At 64.7% G+C, this 1214-nt stretch carries 1 protein-coding gene; it reads right to left on the bottom strand.

Going from position 1 to position 1214, the window contains the following annotated elements:
* The coding region (locus U4012_RS35515; RefSeq protein ID WP_321804535.1) for an electron transfer flavoprotein-ubiquinone oxidoreductase at nt 1–1214 on the bottom strand (1214 nt) is incomplete at both ends.

Genomic DNA, 1214 nt, shown 5'->3' on the forward strand with positions numbered 1-1214 from the left:
TTCGGCCCGCCGCCGCCTTCCGGCGTGACCCACACGATGTTTTGCGTCGGGTCCTTGATGTCGCAGGTCTTGCAGTGCACGCAGTTCTGCGCGTTGATCTGCAAGCGATCTTCGTTGCTGTCGTTCTTGACGAACTCGTAGACGCCGGCCGGACAGAAGCGCGCTTCCGGGCCCGCGTAGGTGCGCAGGTTCACGTTCACCGGCACGTTTGCGTCCTTCAGCGTCAGGTGCGCCGGCTGGTTCTCCTCGTGGTTCGTGTTCGAGATGAACACCGACGACAGCCGGTCGAACGTCAGCTTGCCGTCCGGCTTCGGGTACTCGATCGGCGTGCACTGCGATGCCGGCTTCAGCATCTCGTGGTCCGCATGCTTGTGGTGCAGCGTCCACGGCACGTTGCCGCCCATCACCTTCTGTTCCAGCCCGACCATCAGCGTGCCGAGGTAGAGACCCTTCGCCATCCACTGCTTGAAGTTACGCGCGCGGTACAGCTCCGTGTACAGCCACGATTGCCTGAAGGCGTCCGGATAAGCGTTGAGCTCATCGCTCTGACGACCGGCCTGCAGCGCGTCGAACGCGGCGTCGGCCGCGAGCATGCCGGTCTTGATCGCCGCGTGGCTGCCCTTGATCCGCGATGCGTTCAGGAAGCCCGCGTCGTCGCCAATCAGCGCGCCGCCCGGGAACACCGTCTTCGGCAGCGACAGCAGGCCGCCCGCCGTGATCGCCCGCGCGCCGTACGACACGCGCTTGCCGCCTTCGAGGAACGCGCGGATCGACGGGTGCGTCTTGTAGCGCTGGAATTCCTCGAACGGCGACAGGTACGGGTTCGTGTAGCCGAGGCCGACCACGAAGCCGACCACGACCTGGTTGTTGTCCATGTGATACAGGAACGAGCCGCCGTAGGTGTCCGACTTCAGCGGCCAGCCGGCCGTGTGGATCACCAGACCCGGCTTGTGCTTCGCGGGATCGATTTCCCACAGTTCCTTGATGCCGATCCCGTACGCCTGCGGATCGGCGTTCGCGTCGAGCTTGAACTTCGAGATCAGCTGACGGCCGAGATGGCCGCGGCAGCCTTCGGCGAACAGCGTGTACTTCGCGTGCAGTTCCATGCCGAGCTGGAAGTTCTCGGTCGGCTCGCCGTCCTTGCCTACGCCCATGTTGCCGGTGGCGACGCCCTTCACGGAACCGTCGTCGTTGTAGAGAATCTCCGCGGCCGG

Source organism: Burkholderia sp. BCC1988 (genome assembly GCF_905339895.1).
Classification (GTDB): Bacteria; Pseudomonadota; Gammaproteobacteria; order Burkholderiales; family Burkholderiaceae; genus Burkholderia.